Consider the following 17,193-nt stretch of genomic DNA (forward strand, 5'->3'; position numbering starts at 1 on the left):
TTGAGTCGTACAGGTACATCGCGCCGTATCGATCTCGGGGAGCTCCCACAGAGGCGTGCAGCGGTTCAGGTGAGGAGAGCGGATGACGAAGGAGATCCACGGCACCGTCGCCGATGGCTTCGAGTCGGTGCGTGAGGAGTTCGCCGCGTTCGTCGCGGGGGAACGGGACGACTACGAAGGGCAGTTGTGCGCCTATGTGCACGGCCGCAGGGTCGTCGACCTGTGGGCGGGGGACGGTGTCGAGGCCGACTCCCTCTACGCCGTGTACTCGTCGACCAAGGGGGCCGCGCATCTCGTGGTGGCCCTGCTGGTGCAGGACGGCACGCTGGAACTGGACCGCAAAGTCACCTACTACTGGCCGGAGTTCGCCGCGGAGGGCAAGGGGTCGGTCACGCTGCGCGAGCTGGTCTCGCACCGGGCGGGCGTGGTCGGCACCGACACCGGCTTCACGGCCGAGGAGATGGCCGACGACCGGGCGATGGCGGAGCGGCTCGCCGACCAGAAGCCGTTCTGGCGTCCGGGTTCGGCGTTCGGCTACCACGCGCTGGTGATCGGCGCGCTGACCGGTGAGGTGGTGCGGCGGGCCACCGGGCACACGCTCCAGCAGGTGTACGAGGAGCGGGTCCGGGCCCCGTACGGCCTCGACTTCCACCTGGGGCTGCCTACCGCGCTGGAGTCCCGCTTCCGGTCCGTGCAGCCGATGATGCCGAACCCGCAGCAGCAGGCGGCGCTGGACGCGGCCCGGACCGGACCGCACACGCTGGGCTCGATCGCCTTCAACACGCATGTGCCGAACCCGGGGACGCTGGTCGACTACGCCAACTCCCGTACCGTGCGCGCCAAGGGGCCGGCGTCGGCGGGCGGGGTGGCGGCGGCGCGCGGGCTGGCCGGGATGTACGCGGCGACGATCAGCGGACTCGCCGAACGGCCGCCGCTGCTGAAGCCGGACACGATCGCCGAGGTCGGGCAGATCCACTCCGTCGGCTACGACCTGGTGGCCCGCACCCACAGGTCGTACGGCCTCGGCTTCCAGGCCACCGCCGACACCTGGCACCCCTTCCTGGGCGCGGGCGCCTTCGGCCACAGCGGCGCCGGCGGCTCCCAGGCCTTCGCCGATCCCCGCACCGGCCTCTCCTACGGCTACACCCGCCGCCGCCTCGCCTTCCCGGGCGGCGCGGCCCCGGAAAACCAACGCCTGGTCAGAGCGGTCCACACGGCGGCACTGGCGAACTGACCGCACAGCACCGTCCGATCCCCGCCCCCGGAACAGCCCCCGGCCAGCCCCACCCAACGGCACAGGCCCACCAACAGCACCTGTCCCGACGACACCGGCCGCGAAGAGAGCCATAGGGGGCGCCCCGGTGTCGAGGCGCCGAACGCGCGAAGGCGAACTGACCGCACAGCACCGTCCGATCCCCGCCCCCGGAACAGCCCCCGACCAACCCCCCAACGGCACAGGCCCACCAACAGCACCTATCCCGACGACACCGGCCGCGAAGAGAGCCATAGGGGGCACCCCGGTGTCGAGGCGCCGAACGCGCGAAGGCGAACTGACCGCACAGCACCGTCCGATGCCCGCCCCCGGAACAGCCCCCGGCCAACCCCGCCCAACGGCACGGGCCCACCAACAGCACCTGTCCCGACGACACCGGCCGCGAAGAGAGCCGTAGGGGGCGCGCCGGTGTCGAGGGGCCGAACGCGCGGAGGCGCGCAGCGCTGAGCACGATCGGTCCCTCGACACCGGCACAAAGCGCCCCCGGAGGCGAACGAAGCCAAAAGAAGGAGAGCCGGCGCTACAGCTTGACGATCATCTTGCCCGTGTTGTCGCCGCGCAGGACGCCGAGGAACGCCTCCAGGTTGTTCTCGATGCCCTCGACCACGGTCTCCCGGTACTTCAGCTCGCCCGAGGCGACCCACGGGGCCACCTCCCGGACGAACTGCGGCTGCAGGTCGTAGTGGTCGCCGACGAGGAAGCCCTCGATGCGGCCGCGGGTCTGGATCAGCCGGGGGAGGTTGCGCGGGCCCGGCGCGGGCTCGGTGTTGTTGTAGACGGAGATCATCCCGCACACGGCGATCCGGCCGCCCTGGTTGAGCTGCCCGATCGCGGCCTCCAGGTGGTCGCCGCCGACGTTGTCGAAGTAGACGTCGATCCCGTCGGGCGCGGCCTCGCGCAGCTGCTCGCTCACCGGGCCGTTCTTGTAGTTGAACGCGGCGTCGAAGCCGTACTCCTCGACGAGCAGCTTGACCTTCTCGTCGGAGCCGGCCGAGCCGATGACCCGCGAGGCGCCCTTCAGCTTGGCGATCTGCCCGACCTGGCTGCCGACGGCGCCGGCCGCGCCGGAGACGAAGACGGAGTCGCCCTCTTTGAAGGACGCGGTGCGCAGCAGACCGGCGTAGGCGGTGAGGCCGGTCATGCCGAGGACGCCGAGGTACGTCGACAGGGGCGCGGCGTCCGCGTCCACCTTGACGGCGTTCTTGGCGTCCACCACCGCGTACTCGCGCCAGCCGAAGAAGTGCAGCACGTGGTCGCCGACGGCGATGCCCTCGGCGTTGGAGGCGACGACCTCGCCGACCGCGCCGCCCTGCATGACCTTGCCCAGCTCGAAGGGGGCGACGTAGGACTTCGCGGCGCTCATCCGGCCGCGCATGTACGGGTCGACGGAGAGGTACTCGTTGCGGACGAGGACCTGGCCCTCGCCCGGCGTCGGGGCCTCCGTCTCGACCAGGGCGAAGTCCTCGGGCTTCGGCCAGCCGACGGGACGGCTGAGCAGGTGCCATTCGCGGTTGATCATGACAGGGCCTTTCCTTGCGTGTGTGGTGCCTGCGGAGGCAAATACTTCAGTACCTGAAACAACAATGACGCTGAATATTTCAGGTTGTCAAGTAACGGGGTACCCTGGAGCCATGTCCACCACACCGAAGACCCGTCGGCCCGACGCGCTGACCCTGGAGGTCGTCGAGCTCATCGGCGATGTCGTGGCGCGCTTCTACGCGGACTACGAGGACGCGGCGGGCGAGCACGCGCTCACCGGGGCCCAGGCGCGGCTGCTGAGCCTGCTGTCGCTGGAGCCGCTGCCGATGCGGAAGCTGGCGCAGAAGCTGAAGTGCGAGCCGTCCAACGTCACCGGGATCGTGGACCGGCTGGAGTCGCGGGGACTGGTGGAGCGCCGCCCGGACCCGGCGGACCGCCGGGTGAAGCTGGCGGCGGCGACGGACGAGGGCCGCCGGGTCGCCCGGGAGCTGCGCGAGGGCCTGCGCTTCGCCCGCGAGCCCCTCGCGGGCCTCTCCGACGAGGAGCGCCTGTCTTTGCGGGATTTGCTACAGCGGATGCTGGCAGCCTGACCCGAGAGCGGCCCCGAGGCCCAGAACCGGACTGAAGCCGAGAGCGGCCCCGAGCCTCAGCTGCACCACCACAGGAATCGCGTGCAGGAATGCGACGGGGACGGGGTCGGGCTGGGGGCAGAGGTCGTCGGGGCCGCAGTCGCGGTGGGGGTCGCTGCCGGGCCGGTCGGGGCGGGGGTGCTCGGGCGGGGGGTGGTCGTCGCGGACTGGGTGTCCTGGGTGGGCTTGGCGTCCTTGGACTTGTCCTTGGGGGACTTGGACGGGGAGGTCGTGGGGGCGGCCGTGGAGTCGGGAGCACCCGCGCCTGTCCTGTCGACCGCCGGCTTCGCTGTCGTGCCCGTCTCCTTCGAGGCGTCGCCGTCCACCGAGTCGCCCCCGGCCGCGGCCGGCTTCGGGGTGGAGAAGGGCGCGTCCATGCCCAGCTCCGCGAGGCTGAGCCCGCCGGCGGCGAGCACGACCGCCGCGGCGATCAGCAGCGTCCTTCGGCGCCGGCGCCGATGCGCCGCGGCCTTGCGGTCACGCCGACTGGCGGCGCCCCCGGGACCCGTGGAACCGGCGGCCGCGTCGACCTCCCCCGCGTCACCGCCGCGTCCGCGTCCACGCCCCCGGCTCTGCGCGCGCCGCGCCGCCCGGCCCTCCGCCGGGGCTGCCGCCTCCCGGTGGCCGCCGTCCTCGGTGCCGCCCAACTCGGCGCCGCCACCCTCCGCCCCGTCGCCCTCGTCGCCGTACGGGCCCTCGTCGCCGTAGCCGTCGTACGCGGGCACGCGCGCGTGTTCCGTCTGTGCGCGGAGCTCTTCGAGGGAGGCGCCGCAGCCCGGGCAGGCGAGGGCGCCGTTGAGGTGCCGTCGGCACGGGTGGCAGTAGTCCATGACGCGGGAAGACTAAGTTCCTGGCCGGTCACGTTCATAGTCACGGCTGTGAAGGTTGTGTGGCGAACCACCCGTTGCGGCGTGGCGAGTTGAGGCATCTCTCCCGATCGCACCGAAACCGCCGGCGAAAGCCGCACCGAAAGCAGTGTCGAAACCGTTATGCGTTCGACCCATTGACACTCCCCATACCCCGTCCTTACTGTCACGCCAGCATTTCGAACGTGTGACGAAATCTCGAACAGCTGAGGGGCTATCTCCGTGCGTATCACCGGAATCAGCACACACGTGGTCGGGACGCCTTGGCGCAACCTGACTTACGTCCAGGTGCACACCGACGAAGGGATCACGGGAGTCGGCGAGACCCGGATGCTCGGTCACACCGACGCGCTGATCGGCTATCTGCGGGAGGCCGAGGCCAACCACATTCTGGGCTCGGATCCGTTCGCGGTGGAAGACCTCGTACGCCGGATGAAGTACGGCGACTACGGCCGCGCGGGTGAGATCGTGATGTCCGGCATCGCGGTGATCGAGATGGCCTGCTGGGACATCAAGGGCAAGGCGCTCGGCGTGCCCGTCTGGCAGCTGCTGGGCGGCAAGGTCACCGACAAGGTCAAGGCGTACGCCAACGGCTGGTACACCACGGAGCGCACTCCGGAGGCGTACCACAAGGCCGCCCAGGGGGTCATGGAGCGCGGCTACAAGGCGCTGAAGATCGACCCCTTCGGCACCGGCCACTTCGAGCTCGACCACGAGCAGACCCTGTACGCGGTCTCCCTGATCGAGGCCGTGCGCGACGCGATCGGCCCGGACGCCGAGCTGATGCTGGAGATGCACGGCCGCTTCTCCCCCGCCACCGCCGTCCGCCTCGCGAACGAGCTGGCGCCCTTCAAGCCCGCGTGGCTGGAGGAGCCCTGCCCGCCCGAGAACCTGAAGGCGCTGGAGAAGGTCGCCGCCAAGGTCGACATCCCGGTCGCCACCGGTGAGCGCATCCACGACCGGATCGAGTTCCGCGAGCTCTTCGAGAGCCAGGCCGTCGACATCATCCAGCCGGACGTCGGCCACATCGGCGGCATCTGGGAGACGCGCAAGCTCGCCGCCACCGCCGAGACCCACTACATGCTGGTCGCCCCGCACAACGTGGGCGGCTCGGTGCTCACCGCCGCCTCCCTCCAGGTCGGCTTCACCTCCCCCAACTTCAAGATCCTTGAGCACTTCAACGACTTCGCCGACGCGGAGATCAAGAAGGTGGTCAAGGGGGCGCCGGAGGTCGTGGACGGCTACTTCCACCTCTCCGACGCGCCGGGTCTCGGGGTCGAGCTGGACGTGGACGCGGCCGCCGAGTTCCCGCAGCAGCAGGCCCGTTTCGACCTGTGGGCCGAGGGCTGGGAGCAGCGCAAGCCCAAGGGCGCCAAGTGAGCGGCGCCGTCGTCATCGAGGCACCCGGCGAGCACCGGATCACCGAGCACACGCCCCGGCCGCCGGAGGCCGGCGAGGCCCTGGTCCGCGTCCACGCGGTCGGCATCTGCGGCAGCGACCGCGAGGTGTACCAGGGCAACCGGCCCGAGGGGTACGTCCGTTACCCGGTCACCCCGGGCCACGAGTGGTCCGGGACGGTCGAGGCGGTCGGGGCCGGGGTGCCTTCGAGTCTTGTCGGCCGCAAGGTGGTCGGCGAGGGCTTCCGCAACTGCCAGGTCTGCGACCGTTGCCATGCGGGCGAGACCACGCTGTGCACGGCCGGGTACGAGGAGACCGGGTTCACCGAGCCGGGTGCCATGGCCACCACGCTCACCCTGCCGGCCCGGTTGCTGCACGTCCTGCCCGACGACGCCGATCTGACGGCCGCCGCGCTGCTGGAGCCGGCCGCCTGTATCGCGGCCGCCGCGCTCAAGGCGAACGCGCTGCCGGGTGAGCGGGTCGCGGTCGTGGGCACGGGCACGCTCGGGATGTTCGCCGTTCAGTTCCTGAAGGCGGGCTCCCCGGCGGAGCTGCTGGTGGTGGGGACGCGACCGGACCGGGCGGCGCTTTCGAAAGATTTCGGCGCCACCGACTTCCGTACGAAGGACCAGGAGCTGTCCGACGACTTCGACGTGGTGATCGAGACCGCCGGCTCCGCGTCCGCCGCACGCACCGCCGCCTCCCTGCTCAGGCGCGGCGGCCGGCTGGTCCTGACGGGCATCCCGGCGCCGGGCGCCGAGGGTCTCGACCCGACCGATCTCGTCGTACGGCAGCTGGAGGTGCACACCGTCTTCGGGGCACCGCCGGACGCCTGGGCGCACACGGTGCGGGTGTTCGGGGCCGGGCTGCTCGATCCCCTGCCCCTGGTCACGCACGAGCTGCCGCTGGAGGAGTTCCCGCAGGCCATCGAGCTGGTCGGGTCCGGCGATCCGAAGGTGGGCAAGGTGCTGCTCCGCCCCTAGACGTACGCCGGTACGGGGGCGACCTGACGGCCCCCGTACCGGCGTACACCCAGCCCCCCATGACTTGAGCCGCGAACCTCGTCCGACATATCGAACACGAAGGACAGCTTGTGACGACCGACGCTTCCGCCACGGCGGCCCGCCGACCCGGTGAGCAGCCGCTCACCGCCCTCGGTCTGGGCGCGCCCGCCCTCGACCCCGCCGACGCCTCTCCGCACACCTTCCCCGGCGGCGGCAAGTGGCGCACCGAGATCCCCTCGTGCGAGGGGCCCGAAGCACTGGCCGTCGTGCTCAAGGAGTCCTCGCGCCTGGACGTGCCGATCCACCGGATCAGCCAGGGCAGCGGGGTGTGGATGCTGACCGACGCCGAGATCACCGAGATGGTCGAGGCGACGGCCGAACGCGACATCGAGCTCTGCCTGTTCACCGGCCCGCGCGGCACCTGGGACATCGGCGGCTCGGTGCGCTCCGACTCACGGGGCGCCGGACTGCGCGCCCGGGGCCACGACGCCGTCGCCGGATGCGTCGAAGACGCTGTCAGGGCAACCGAGTTGGGCGTCAAGTGCCTGCTCGTCGCCGACGAGGGCGTGCTGTGGACGCTGCACCGGGCGCGCGAGGCGGGGATCATCCCGGCGGACACCACCCTGAAGGTCTCGGCGCTGATCGGCCCGGTCAACCCCGCCTCGTACGCGGTGTACGAGCGGCTGGGCGCCGACTCCCTCAACGTGCCCAGCGATCTGACGCTGGATCATCTCACCGAGATCCGGCGGGTGTCGGCCGCCCCCATGGACATGTACATCGAGGCCCCCGACGACCTCGGCGGCTACATCCGGATGTACGAGGTCGCCGAGCTGATCCGCCGCGGCGCACCGCTGTACCTGAAGTTCGGCCTGTCCAAGAGCCCCGGCATCTACCCGTACGGGCACCACCTGCGGGACCTGACGCTGGCCACCGCACGGGAGCGGGTGCGCCGGGGACGGCTCGCCCTGGACCTCCTCGCCCGGCACGGAGCCGACGGCGACATGGCGCCCCTGGGCTCCCGACTGCCCGGAACGCTCAACAGGTTCGAAACCCCCGCATAACGTTCCGGACACTGCTCTTCACAAAAGCAGACGAAGCGCCACAGAATCCCACACGTCCTCGGTCTCCCCGCACCGCTCACGCACCTTCGCGCCACCGGACCGAGCCCCGTCCCACCGACTTCAAGGATGATGATCATGCGTACTCGCAGAGCCGCGTTCGCCGCCATAGCCGGAGCCGCCTCGCTGGCCCTCACGCTGTCCGCCTGTGGACAGAACAGCTCGGGCGGCAGCAAGGAGAAGGCCGGCAGCACCAAGGGCGGGACCATCGGCATCGCGATGCCGACCAAGTCCTCCGAGCGCTGGATCGCCGACGGCAACAACGTCGTCAAGGACCTCAAGGCCAAGGGCTACAAGACCAAGCTGGTCTACGGCGAGGACGACCCCGACACCCAGGTCTCGCAGATCGAGAACCTGATCACGCAGGGCGTCAAGGGCCTGATCATCGCGGCCATCGACAACAAGTCCCTGAACAACGTGCTTCAGGAGGCCGCGTCGGCCAACATCCCGGTCATCGCCTACGACCGCCTCATCCTCGGCACCAAGAACGTCGACTACTACGCCTCGTTCGACAACGAGAAGGTCGGCGTGCTGCAGGGCACGTACATCATCCAGAAGCTCGGTCTGGACAAGGGCAAGAAGGGCCCGTTCAACATCGAGCTGTTCGCGGGCTCCAACGACGACAACAACACCAAGTACTTCTTCAGCGGCGCGATGAGCGTGCTGCAGCCGTACATCGACAAGAAGCAGCTGGTGGTCAAGTCCAAGCAGACCGCCCTCAACCAGGTCACCACCCTGCGCTGGGACGGCGCCACCGCCCAGAAGCGCATGGAGGACATCCTGACCTCCACGTACTCCAACGCCAAGGTCGACGCGGTCCTCTCGCCCTACGACGGCATCTCCATCGGCATCCTCGCCGCCCTGAAGTCGGACGGCTACGGCTCCGCCAGCAAGCCGCTGCCGGTCATCACCGGACAGGACGCCGAGCTCGCCTCGGTGAAGTCGATCATCGCGGGCCAGCAGACGCAGACCGTCTACAAGGACACCCGCAAGCTCGCCGACGTGGCCGCGGCCATGGTCGACGACGTCCTCAACAAGAAGACGCCCCAGACCAACGACACCAAGACCTACGACAACGGCACCAAGGTCGTCCCCGCCATGCTGCTGCAGCCGGTGAGCGTGGACAAGACCAACTACGAGGACGTCCTCGTCAAGGGCGGCTACTACACCGAGGCCGAACTCAAGTAACCCCGCCCATCTACTGATTGGAAGGCACGACCATGGCGGGACCCGTCCTGGAAATGCGCTCTATCGTCAAGACCTTTCCCGGCGTGAAGGCGCTGTCGGACGTCACACTGACCGTCCGTCAGGGCGAGGTCCACGCCATCTGCGGGGAGAACGGCGCCGGCAAGTCCACCCTGATGAAGGTGCTCTCCGGCGTCCATCCCCACGGCTCCTACGAGGGCGAGATCCTCTTCGAGGGTGAGGTCTGCGAGTTCAAGGACATCCGGGCCAGTGAGCACCGGGGCATCGTGATCATCCACCAGGAGCTGGCGCTGTCGCCTTACCTCTCCCTGGCGGAGAACATCTTCCTCGGCAACGAGCACGCCAAGGGCGGGTTCATCGACTGGCGTCAGACCCTGCGGCACGCCACCGAACTGCTGCGCCGGGTCGGTCTCGAGGACCACCCGGAGACCCGCGTCGCCGACATCGGCGTGGGCAAGCAGCAGCTGGTGGAGATCGCGAAGGCGCTGTCGAAGAAGGTCAAGCTGCTCATCCTGGATGAGCCGACCGCGGCCCTGAACGACGAGGACAGCGACAAACTCCTCAACCTCATCCTGGAGTTGAAGAAGCAGGGCATCACCTCGATCATCATCTCCCACAAGCTCAACGAGATCCGCAAGGTCGCCGACTCGGTGACCATCCTGCGCGACGGGCGGTCCATCGAGACCCTCGACGTGAAGGCGAAGGAGACCACCGAGGACCGGATCATCTCCGGCATGGTCGGCCGCGACCTCGACCACCGCTTCCCCGAGCGCACCCCGCACGAGGCGGCGGACCCGAACGCGGCGCCCGCGCTGGAGATCCGCAACTGGACCGTGCACCACCCCATCGACCAGCAGCGCAAGGTGGTCGACGACGTCTCGATCAACGTGCGCCGCGGCGAGATCGTGGGCATCGCGGGCCTGATGGGCGCCGGCCGCACCGAACTCGCGATGAGCGTGTTCGGGCGCACCTACGGCCGGTACGCGGGCGGCACGGTCCTCAAGGACGGCACGGAGATCCGTACCAAGACCGTCTCGGAGGCGGTCGACAACGGCATCGCGTACGTCACCGAGGACCGCAAGCACTACGGCCTCAACCTCATCGACACCATCAACCGCAACATCTCGCTGACCGCGCTCACCAAGGTCGCCAAGCGGGGCGTGGTCGACGAGCACGAGGAGCGGCAGGTCGCCGAGGGCTTCCGCAAGTCCATGAACATCAAGGCGCCGACCGTCTTCGAGCCGGTGGGCAAGCTGTCCGGCGGCAACCAGCAGAAGGTCGTCCTCAGCAAGTGGATCTTCGCGGGTCCGGACGTGCTGATCCTGGACGAGCCCACGCGCGGTATCGACGTCGGCGCCAAGTACGAGATCTACACGGTCATCGACCAGCTGGCCGCCCAGGGCAAGGCGGTCGTCTTCATCTCCTCCGAACTGCCCGAGCTGCTCGGCATGTGCGACCGCATCTACACGATGGCCGCCGGGCGGCTGACGGGTGAGGTCCCGCGGGCCGAGGCCACGCAGGAAGTGCTGATGCGCCACATGACAAAGGACAAAGAGGTATCGCGATGAGCACGGACGTCACCGACAAGGTCTCGGCGGCCCCGCCGCCGGGCAAGGGCGGCTCGGGCGACGGCGCGGGCCTGGCACAGCTGGTGCTGGGCGGGCTGCGCCGCAACATGCGCCAGTACGGCATGCTGATCGCGCTGGGCCTGATCGTCGTCCTCTTCCAGATCTGGACGGGCGGGGACCTGCTGCTGCCGCGCAACGTCTCCAACCTGGTGCTGCAGAACAGCTACATCCTGATCCTCGCGATCGGCATGATGCTGGTCATCATCGCCGGGCACATCGACCTCTCGGTCGGCTCACTCACCGCGTTCGTGGGCGCGTTCGCGGCCGTGCTGACGGTCAGTCACGGGGTGGCGTGGCCGGTCGCGTTGTTGCTGTGCCTGCTGATGGGCGCGGTGGCCGGCGCCGTACAGGGCGTGCTGATCGCCTACTTCGGCATACCGTCCTTCATCGTCACCCTCGCCGGCATGCTGCTCTTCCGCGGCCTGACGGAGATCCTGCTCAAGGGCCAGACCCTCGGCCCGTTCCCGAACGGTCTGCAGAAGCTCGGCAACGGCTTCCTGCCGGCGGTCGGCCCGAACACCAACTACCACAACATCACGCTGCTGCTCGGCATCGTGCTGATCGCGGCCGTGGTCTGGCAGGAGGTCCGTGACCGGCGCCGGCAGGCGGAGTTCTCCCTCGACGTGGTGCCTAGGAACCTCTTCCTGCTCAAGCTGGTCGCCATCGTCGCCGCGATCCTCGCCCTGACCATGCTGCTCGCCAGCTACAACGGCGCCCCGATCATCCTGATCGTGCTCGGTGTGCTGGTGGTCGGCTACGGCTACGTCATGCGCAACGCGGTCTTCGGCCGGCACATCTACGCGATCGGCGGCAACCTGCCGGCCGCGAAGCTGTCCGGCGTCAAGGACAAGAAGGTCACCTTCTACGTCTTCCTGAACATGGGCGTGCTCGCGGCCCTGGCGGGTCTGGTGGTCGCCGCCCGTCTGAACGCGGCCTCGCCGAAGGCGGGCCTGAACTTCGAACTCGAGGCGATCGCCTCGTCGTTCATCGGTGGCGCGTCCATGAGCGGCGGTGTGGGAACCGTCCTCGGCGCGATCATCGGTGGTCTCGTCCTCGGTGTGCTGAACAACGGCATGAACCTCCTCGGCGTCGGCACCGACTGGCAACAGGTCATCAAGGGCCTCGCCCTGCTGGCCGCGGTCGGCTTCGACGTCTGGAACAAGCGCAAGTCCGGTTCGTAACGTCAGCTCGGGCCCCGCCGGAAACGGCGGGGCCCCACCCTTTCATGGGAGCCGCACATGGAACTGAACAGACGCACGGTCATCGCTGGAGCCGCGGCGGCGGGCATCGCCGCCACCACCCTCGGCACGACAGCGACATCAGCCGCTGCCGCGGCGGGGGCACAGGCCACCTCGGGAGGAAAGAAGCCGGTGAAGGAGCTCTTCGGCAAGCTGGCCGACGGCACGAAGGTCTACCGCTGGTCGCTGGAGAACGGCGGGACGCGGCTGCGGGTCCTCAACTGGGGCGGTGTGGTCCAGGGGCTGGAGATCCCCGACCGGCACGGCCACTACACGAACGTCTCCCTCGGCTTCGACAACATCGAGGACTACGTCGCCAAGACGCCGTACTTCGGTGCCCTGATCGGCCGGTACGGCAACCGCATCGACAAGGGCCGGTTCACCCTGGACGGCAAGAGCCACCAGCTGTCCGTGAACGACGGCGTCAACCACCTGCACGGCGGCACCCAGGGCTTCGACAAGCACATCTGGGACGTCGAGCCGTTCACCAAGGGCTCCGACGTCGGCCTCCACCTGCACTACACCAGCATCGACGGCGAGATGGGCTACCCGGGCACGCTCCGGGCGAAGGTGACCTACACCCTCACCCGGCACGGCGACTGGCGCATCGACTACGAGGCCACCACCGACAAGGCCACCGTCGTCAACCTGACCAGCCACGTCTACTGGAACCTGGCCGGCGAGGGCAGCGGCACGATCGAGAACCACGAGCTCACGATCGCGGCCTCCCGCTACACGCCCACCGACTCCGGCCTGATCCCGACCGGCGAGCTGGCGAAGGTCGCCGGCACCCCGTTCGACTTCCGCAAGGCCAAGACGATCGGCCGCGACATCCGCGCCGGCCACGTCCAGCAGGTGCAGGCCAAGGGCTTCGACCACAACTGGGTCCTGGACAAGGGGATCACGTCCAGGCCCGAGCACGTGGCGACGCTGCGCGACCCGCACTCCGGCCGCACCCTGAAGATCGCCACCGACCAGCCGGGCCTGCAGTTCTACTCCGGCAACTTCCTCGACGGCACCCTCACCGGCACCGGCGGCCGCACCTACCGCCAGGGCGACGCCCTGTGCCTGGAGACGCAGCACTTCCCGGACGCGCCGAACCACCCGAACTTCCCGTCGACGGTGCTGCGCCCGGGACAGACCTACCGGACGTCGACGGTCCACTCGTTCGGCGTGTGACGACGGGCACCGGGCCGGGACGCAGAACAGGAAGGTCCGGTTCCCTAAGTCACACTAGTTTCACATCCGTTGAACGTCGCCACTGGCGACTCCGTATCCATGGGTGGCCCGTGCTCCCCCGCGCGGGCCACCCAACACGACGGGCCCGGTCGTCCCCACCGGGCCCGCCCCATACGGAGGTTCCATGGCCGACAACGTCACCTCGCTGTTCCGCAGCACCGCGGCACACAGCCCGTCGATGGCGGCGCTGACGCGTGAGGGCGGCGACGGGACCGGCCCGGTGGACTTCTGCATCCCCTGCAATCCGTACTTCCCCACCCCGGCGATGTTCGAGGAGATGGCGGCGCGGCTGCGCGAGATCGTCACCTACTACCCGAGCAGCGCCGACACGATCACCTCCGAACTGTGTGAACTGCTGCAACTTCCGCCGCAGTGCGTGGCGATGGGCAACGGCTCGACCGAGCTGATCACCTGGATCGACCATCTGCTGGTCCGGGAGTCCCTCGCCATCCCCGTCCCCACCTTCGGCCGCTGGACCGACCAGCCCATGGAGACCGGCAAGCGGGTCGACATGTTCCCGCTGCAGGAATCGGGCGGCTTCGCCCTGGACCTCGCCCAGTACGCCGAGTTCATCCGCAAGCGCGGCACCCGGGTCGCGGTGATCTGCAACCCGAACAACCCCGACGGCGGGTTTCTGCCGAAGCACGCGCTGGTGCAGTTCATGGACGCCATGGCCGACCTCGACCTGATCGTCGTCGACGAGTCGTTCCTGGAGTTCGCGGACGCGGAGGCCGAGCCGTCGGTCGTCCAGGAGGCCATGCTCAGGCCCAATGTGATCGTCCTGCGCAGCCTCGGCAAGAACTTCGGTCTGCACGGCATACGCTTCGGCTACCTCGTCGCCAACCCGGCGCTGGCCGGGCGGGTCCGCTCCATGCTGCCGAAGTGGAACCTCAACTCCTTCGCCGAGCACGTGGTGTTCATGCTCAAGGAGCACGGCGCGGAGTACGCGCAGAGCCTCCAGCAGGTCCGCCGCGACCGGCTGGACATGGCGGGCCAGCTGTCCTCGCTGCCCGGCCTGACCGTCTACCCCTCGCAGGGCAACTTCCTCTTCGTGCGCCTGCCCGTCGGCGCCGAGGGGACCGTGGTCCGGGACCGGATGCTCACCGAGCACCGGATCCTGGTCCGTGAATGCGGCAACAAGATCGGTTCGTCCAGCCGCTTCCTGAGACTCGTGGTGCGCCCCCAGGTGGACGTGCGTCGCCTGGTGTCCGGCCTGGAACAGGTGCTCTACGGGACCAGGAGGGGAGCCGCCGTACCCGAGCTGAGCGCAGGGACCAGCTACAGCTCGGGTACGGCGGCCGTGGACCGCCTCGTCAGCGCGACCAACGGGGCGGGCATGCAGGGCCTCGCGGCGATGGCCGTCGGGGGTTCGCTCGGCGGGTCCGGTATGCCGATGCCTGCGGTCGCCGCGGCGGCGGCGCCGGCGCAGGGCGGGAGCGTCGGGGGCGGGATGCCGATGCCGGCGGCGGCGCAGCTGCCCTCGGTGACCCAGATGCCCTCGGTCGCGCAGATGCCCTCCGCCGGCCAGATGCCGGGGATCGCCCAGATGCCGGCTCCGCAGCCGGTGGCGCCGATGCCGACACCGGTCCCCGTGCAGGCGCCGGCCCCCATGCCCGCCCCTGCGCCCCTGCCGGCCCCTGCTCCCCTGCCGGCGCCGACACCCGTTCCGGCGCCCGCGCCGATGGCTCCGGCCGCCGCGATGCCCACCGGGCCCACGCCGCCGGGTGTTCCGGCCCGCGGCGGCCTGACGGCGGCGCAGGTCCGGGGCATGACCGCCCCCGGACTCGCCCCGGCCCCGGCCACGGGATGGCCGAACGCGCAGAGCTGGCCCAACGCGGCCGGGGCGTAGTGTCCGCCCGCCCCGGCTGACGGCGTCGGCCGGGGCGGGCCCGTCCTACTCCGCTCCGTACGCCGCACCTTCCGGCGCGCTGCTCTTCAGTCGTCTCCTGGCACCGAATACGTCGGCCCGATGGGCGTGGGCAAGTCCACCGTCGGGCAGGGCGGCAGCATCGTGATCTCACAGGCCCTCAACCTCACCGCCGCCGCCCCGCGCATCGCCGTCATGCCGACGGTCTGATCCGGCCCGAGGGCAGGTCGACCTCGGCTCGGCTTCATCCTGGAGGAGCATCTGTTCCACCGACGGACGGGCGGTACCGAGGTCACGCGTGAACTCATCGACCATGTACTGGGGATGGCCGATCTGCGGAACGTCGAGATCCAGATCATGCCGACGCGGCAGGAGACGCACGCAGGGCTGGACGGTCCCGTGCAGTTGCTGGAGACGCCGGAGAACCAGTGGTTCGCCTACTGCGAGGGGCAGCGAGGCGGTCTGCTCATCTCCGAGCCGAAAGAGGTCAGCGTCCTCCAACGGCGGTATGCCAGGATGCGGTCACAGGCTCTCACTCTCACGGACTCCTTGAGCCTGTTGCAGCGGATGCGAGGAGACCTATGACGACCGGCGAACTCTCCTGGTTCAAGTCGAGCTACAGCAGCGGAGGCGACGGCGACTGCGTCGAGGTCGCCATAACCCCCGCCACCGTCCACGTCCGGGACTCCAAGGACCGCCGAGCCCCCGACCTCACCCTCTCCCCCCACGCATGGGAGGCCTTCGTGACCCACGCAGGGACGGCTCCCTCCGCGATGCGATAGGGAGCCGTCCCCGGTACCGGGCGTCACCTTCTCCGTACTACTGGTCCACGGACCACGACTCGCCGAGGCCATCGGGGAATCCGTTCAGGAAATCCGACACCGCGCTGTGGACCTGCTCGCGGGTCACCAGATCCCTCCGTGGGAACACACCCATCTGGCCACCACAGACGAGTTCGACGCTCTGGGAACCGGCTGCGGGCTCGTGCAGTTGGAGGATCTCTCCGTCCGCCCCCTCACCGGTCACGAGGTACAACTCCGGGCCGCCCGCGACCGACAGATAGCGGAAGGGCTCGTCCTCGCTCAACGAAACCTCCGTGTACCGGTGGCCGTCGAGATCCCTGATCGCACTGCTGATCCGCTCCGGCGTGGGATCCTCGACCTCCCAGTCGGCCGTCCGATTGCCGGACCGATCGTCTCCGGACAACGTGAACAAACTCTTCACCTCAGACGTCTCGGTGTGGATGGTCGCCGAACAGCGTTGACCGTAAAGATCCCGGAGGGTGTGTGAACGAGCAACTCCTGCACTCCCAGCCCCCGCATCAGGGACCCCACACCACCGGTCGCGCCACATGAGCGACAGAAATCCCTGTCCACATGGAGGACGGCCAGGTCGCCCGTGGCTCCGGCGTCCTTCGCCTGCTGGAATACATCCGCCTCCGCATGTGTCTTGGTCTGGGCGTTGACCCTGATGTCAACCGCACGGCCATGCGCATTCCGGCCGAAGAAGACCTGTCCGCCCACCTGGAGGCGCGCGGCGGTGAAGGTGTCGTCCTCGCTGCCGCGAGCAGGCATCCCCTCGCGCGCGCGATAGGCCGCCAGTTCGCTCCAACCACAATTGTGGGCCAGGAGTGTGGTCGCCCCGGCCAGCACGTAGTACGTGTGGGTGTCCGTGACCGTCAGGTTGTGGACCGTCGTGCTCCGGGCCGTCCACGCCTCGACCGCGCCGATCTGGACCCAGGTGCCCGAGGACGTCTGGAGCCACTGGCCCGGTTTCAGTTCGCCGGCGTCGATCCATTCGCGGAGGGACGGCACCCAGAAGGGGTGGCCGGCCGTCGCCGTGACCGTGGTGGGCTTGGCGGCGGACCTGCCGTCATGGACCGTCAGCGTGATCCGGACCAGGTGCTTGGTGCCCTTGCCGGTGATCGTCGCCGTGGCCGTCTGGACGGAGGTGCCGCCGGTCCTGGGGTCGGTGGCGAGGACCTTGTCACCCGCCCGCACCTTCTCGATCGGCTTCGTCGAGCCGTCGGCCATCAGCACCCGGGTACCGGGGACGAAGCTGTTGGCCTCGCAAACGGCGTTCTGGGCCTCGTCCTTCGCCGTCTCGCGAGCCTCGTCCCGTACCTCCCGCGCGACCTTCTTCACCGCCCGCTTCACCTGCGAGGGCTTGGGACGTGGCTTCGGCTGGGAGCGGGGCTTGGCGCGCGGCTTCGGACGGGCCGCCGCCTTGCGGGCCGCGGCCCTGCGGG

Annotated in this window: 15 protein-coding genes and 1 pseudogene; 12 read left to right on the forward strand and 4 right to left on the reverse strand. The window is 69.4% G+C overall.

Translation table 11 applies throughout. The annotated features are described in order from the left end of the window. Positions 1-82 precede the first annotated feature (82 nt). The gene (locus MKW14_RS35975) at positions 83-1,234 is read left to right on the forward strand and encodes a serine hydrolase domain-containing protein (protein WP_240870281.1); all 1,152 of its coding nucleotides are present in this window, start codon (positions 83-85) and stop codon (positions 1,232-1,234) included. A gap of 559 nt (positions 1,235-1,793) precedes the next feature. Here the strand turns inward: MKW14_RS35975 and MKW14_RS35980 are convergent. Then, the gene (locus MKW14_RS35980) at positions 1,794-2,792 is read right to left on the reverse strand and encodes an NADP-dependent oxidoreductase (protein ID WP_240870282.1); all 999 of its coding nucleotides are present in this window, start codon (positions 2,790-2,792) and stop codon (positions 1,794-1,796) included. Between the two features lie 112 nt (positions 2,793-2,904). Between MKW14_RS35980 and MKW14_RS35985 the strand changes: the two genes are divergently transcribed. Further along, entirely contained in the window at positions 2,905-3,342 is a 438-nt protein-coding gene (locus MKW14_RS35985; protein WP_133041230.1) for a MarR family winged helix-turn-helix transcriptional regulator, read from the forward strand. A 56-nt stretch (positions 3,343-3,398) separates the two neighbouring features. Here the strand turns inward: MKW14_RS35985 and MKW14_RS35990 are convergent, their stop codons facing one another. Continuing rightward, positions 3,399-4,211, reverse strand: coding sequence for an SCO2400 family protein (locus MKW14_RS35990; RefSeq protein ID WP_240870283.1), 813 nt, complete (start codon positions 4,209-4,211; stop codon positions 3,399-3,401). Between the two features lie 258 nt (positions 4,212-4,469). Here MKW14_RS35990 and MKW14_RS35995 point away from each other — a divergent pair, with 258 nt between their 5' ends. The 10 genes and pseudogenes from MKW14_RS35995 to MKW14_RS36040 all read left to right on the forward strand — a co-directional run bounded on the left by MKW14_RS35995 (position 4,470) and on the right by MKW14_RS36040 (position 15,727). Next, positions 4,470-5,627, forward strand: coding sequence for a mandelate racemase/muconate lactonizing enzyme family protein (locus MKW14_RS35995; RefSeq protein WP_240870285.1), 1,158 nt, complete (start codon positions 4,470-4,472; stop codon positions 5,625-5,627). Continuing rightward, entirely contained in the window at positions 5,624-6,628 is a 1,005-nt protein-coding gene (locus MKW14_RS36000; protein ID WP_240870288.1) for a zinc-dependent alcohol dehydrogenase, read from the forward strand. The genes MKW14_RS35995 and MKW14_RS36000 overlap by 4 nt, the downstream gene beginning before the upstream one ends. Positions 6,629-6,738: 110 nt before the next feature. Further along, the gene (locus tag MKW14_RS36005; protein WP_240870289.1) at positions 6,739-7,710 is read left to right on the forward strand and encodes a hypothetical protein; all 972 of its coding nucleotides are present in this window, start codon (positions 6,739-6,741) and stop codon (positions 7,708-7,710) included. A 135-nt stretch (positions 7,711-7,845) separates the two neighbouring features. Then, complete coding sequence (gene chvE / locus MKW14_RS36010; RefSeq protein WP_240870291.1) at positions 7,846-8,955, forward strand: multiple monosaccharide ABC transporter substrate-binding protein; 1,110 nt, start codon at positions 7,846-7,848, stop codon at positions 8,953-8,955. 32 nt (positions 8,956-8,987) lie between these two features. After that, entirely contained in the window at positions 8,988-10,541 is a 1,554-nt protein-coding gene (mmsA, locus tag MKW14_RS36015) for a multiple monosaccharide ABC transporter ATP-binding protein (protein WP_240870292.1), read from the forward strand. Further along, positions 10,538-11,782, forward strand: a complete 1,245-nt coding sequence (gene mmsB, locus MKW14_RS36020; RefSeq protein ID WP_240870293.1) for a multiple monosaccharide ABC transporter permease — start codon at positions 10,538-10,540, stop codon at positions 11,780-11,782. Before mmsA ends, mmsB begins: the two co-directional genes overlap by 4 nt. Positions 11,783-11,839: 57 nt before the next feature. Continuing rightward, positions 11,840-13,018 (forward strand): aldose epimerase family protein, encoded by a 1,179-nt coding sequence (locus tag MKW14_RS36025; protein WP_240870294.1) that lies wholly within the window; start codon positions 11,840-11,842, stop codon positions 13,016-13,018. Between the two features lie 184 nt (positions 13,019-13,202). Then, entirely contained in the window at positions 13,203-14,927 is a 1,725-nt protein-coding gene (locus tag MKW14_RS36030; RefSeq protein ID WP_240870297.1) for a pyridoxal phosphate-dependent aminotransferase, read from the forward strand. 237 nt (positions 14,928-15,164) lie between these two features. Next, positions 15,165-15,530: pseudogene (locus MKW14_RS36035) on the forward strand (Scr1 family TA system antitoxin-like transcriptional regulator); the annotation flags it as partial. Beyond that, entirely contained in the window at positions 15,527-15,727 is a 201-nt protein-coding gene (locus tag MKW14_RS36040) for a DUF397 domain-containing protein (RefSeq protein ID WP_240870299.1), read from the forward strand. The pseudogene MKW14_RS36035 and the gene MKW14_RS36040, both read left to right, overlap by 4 nt. 37 nt (positions 15,728-15,764) lie before the next feature. On the opposite strand, the gene MKW14_RS36045 is transcribed toward MKW14_RS36040, so the two are convergent. Both MKW14_RS36045 and MKW14_RS36050 read right to left on the reverse strand, forming a co-directional pair. Beyond that, a complete protein-coding gene (locus MKW14_RS36045; protein WP_374116645.1) occupies positions 15,765-16,031 on the reverse strand; it encodes a hypothetical protein in 267 nt (88 codons plus the stop codon). Between the two features lie 134 nt (positions 16,032-16,165). Continuing rightward, on the reverse strand, positions 16,166-17,193 hold a 1,028-nt coding region (locus tag MKW14_RS36050; protein WP_240870303.1), incomplete at its 5' end, for a deaminase.

This window comes from Streptomyces gilvus (assembly GCF_022513565.1).
Taxonomy (GTDB): Bacteria; Actinomycetota; Actinomycetes; order Streptomycetales; family Streptomycetaceae; genus Streptomyces; species Streptomyces gilvus.